General features: G+C 41.9%; 2 protein-coding genes. Both read right to left on the bottom strand.

Annotated features, from left to right (window positions below; all coding sequences use genetic code 11):
- Positions 1-154 precede the first annotated feature (154 nt).
- Positions 155-856: a 5'-methylthioadenosine/adenosylhomocysteine nucleosidase gene (locus V7654_RS22885; protein ID WP_335433169.1), complete on the bottom strand. Its 702-nt coding sequence runs from the start codon at positions 854-856 to the stop codon at positions 155-157.
- Between the two features lie 57 nt (positions 857-913).
- Complete coding sequence (locus V7654_RS22880) at positions 914-2,212, bottom strand: amidohydrolase family protein (protein WP_335433168.1); 1,299 nt, start codon at positions 2,210-2,212, stop codon at positions 914-916.
- Between the last annotated feature and the right edge of the window lie 369 nt (positions 2,213-2,581).

Here is a 2,581-nt window from a genome sequence, read left to right as displayed (position 1 = left end):
TCGCTCCTGCGGGGTCTCACCTGTCCAGCTGCGCCCGCAGGAGTCTGCGCGCCTTCCACTCCAATCAACAGGTTTTCAATAACTGATCTTTGATCTGGATCTTTGTCGACAAGCTAAGCATCTTATTCTATAAGGGACTTTGACCTTCAGTAATTTACAAATTCCAATTCTTAATCATTTCATTAACGATTTCAAAGGAATTCTTTGAAGCTAGTTTTGTGAATTCCAGGAAGTTAACATCTGCAGAACCATCGGCCTGATCAGACATAGATCGGATGATGACAAATGGAATCTCATTCATGCTGCAAACCTGTCCTACAGCTGCACCTTCCATTTCAGTACAAAATCCTTGAAGCTCCTCATGAAGAAACTTGACTTTATTCCGGTCCGCGATGAATTGGTCTCCAGAAAGAATCCTGCCGCTGACAATCTTTTTATCCTGTACAATCTCTTTACTTGCTGAAATGGCCATGTCAACTAATTTTGGATCCGCTTTGAAGACGGAAACCTCGGTGTAAGGAATTTCACCAAGCTTGAAGCCTAATGCGGTTACATCCATATCGTGCTGCAGGCAATCGGTCGAAATAACAATATCTCCAATTTTCAGCTCAGGATTCACTGCTCCTGCGACCCCCGTGAAAACGATATTGGTGGCTGCAAATTCATCGATTAAAATCTGTGTACAAACACTTGCATTTACTTTCCCTACACCTGATTTGCATAGTACAATATCATAGCCGTTAAAAGTACCAACATAAAATGTAATGCCTGCTTTTTTCTTTTCATCATAATTGCTCATAGCATCCAGGATATGCTGAATTTCTTCATCCATAGCACCAATAATTCCGATTCTCATACTCTTTACCTCCAAGTTTTATTACATAAATTGTTCATTCTAGTATTTATTTAAAGCTTATACTGTCAGCATTTTTGACATTCGGTTTGCTTCAAAAAGTATTTTTTCTTCATCAAGGGTTAAGAATTGGCGATTCTCCATGAGTTGCTTCCCTTTGACATACACATCCCTAACATCCCTGCCCGACCCTGAGTATACAAGATGGGATACAGGATTATGTCGTGGGTAATAGAAGCTCTGATTTGAATCGACTACAATCAAATCCGCATCCTTTCCCATCTCAAGGGAGCCAATCTTATTCTCCAACCAAACAGCGGAAGCTCCATCGATTGTCGCCATCCTCAGTGCTTGTGCAGCGCTGACTGCAGTAGCATCTTGTGCTATCCCTTTATGGATAGTTGCTACCGCTTTTAATTCTTCAAATAAATCAAGATTATTATTTGACGCGACACTGTCGGTTCCGAGGCTTACTGTGATTCCTTTTTCAATCATTTTGCTGACAGGAGAAATTCCGCTGCCCAGCTTCAGGTTACTGATAATATTGTGTGAGACTTTTACATCCTTGCTGGCAAGAATCTCAAGGTCGGCCTCATTGACATGGACAGCATGCGCAACTAACGATGGTCGGTCAAAGAAACCAAGCTTTTCCAAGTGTGCGACAGGCGTCTCGCCAAATTCTTCAATATTCTTGTCTACCTCAAATTTTGTTTCAGACATATGTGTATGCAGCGGTACATTCAGTTCCACCGATTTTTCGATGATCTGGGAAATATACTCTGGCGAACAGGTGTAAGGAGAATGAGGGGACAGCATCGTTGTTATCCGGCCATTTGCGCCATTATTCCAGTTTATTGCAAACTGGGCAGCTTCATTTAGCTTGCTTTGGCGAATCTCCTCTGAACCAAAACCGATTACTCCTCTGCACAATACACCTCGGATTCCAGCAGCTTCCACAGCTTTTGCAACCTCGTCCATATTGTCATACATATCGACGAATGTGGTCGTCCCAGTACGGATCATCTCAAGAATAGATAAATACGCTCCCCATTTCGCATGTTCAGGAGTATATTTAGCCTCAAGCGGCCAAATTTTCTCTTCAAGCCAGGTTTGCAGGTGCAAATCATCTGCGTATCCCCTGAGCAATGACATCGGTGAATGGCCATGAGTATTCACCATTCCAGGCAAAACGTAACTCCCTTTAAGATCAATAGTTTTTTCATATGCCGAAAAATCCTCAGGCGATTTGCCGATATAAACAATTCTTTCGTCCTCAAATCCGATTGCCCCAGATTCGATCACTTCATTTTCCGCGTTACAAGTAATGATTGTTCCGTTATATAATAACGTTCCTTCCATATTAATCTCTCCTATGTAAAATCGCTGTTTTTGCATTTGTTTTGTATTATGTACTAGAATTAGATCAATGCCTCGCAAATATGCCCATCATTTAAATTTATCAAAAAATGTTTTATTTTTATAGAGATTTTGCTATTTTTTATTTGTAAGATCATCAAAATACTGTGTTAAAGGTCATTGTGATTTTTAGCACCTGTTGATTGGAGCGGAGGGCACTCGACTCCTCCGAAAATGCTTCGCATTTCCATCGTGCGTGGGCAGATTCGAGGAAGCTGTTCAATGTCCTGCGGGCTCAGCTGGCCAGGTGAGACCTAGGTGAAATGATTCTCGTGAGGAATCATTTACACCCCGCAGGAGCGAAGCGACGAG

It is taken from the genome of Bacillus sp. JJ1609, from assembly GCF_036967045.1.
Lineage (GTDB): Bacteria > Bacillota > Bacilli > Bacillales > Cytobacillaceae > Mesobacillus.
The sequence above is the reverse complement of the archived record's forward strand: the minus strand, read 5'-3'. Positions and strand labels throughout refer to the sequence as shown.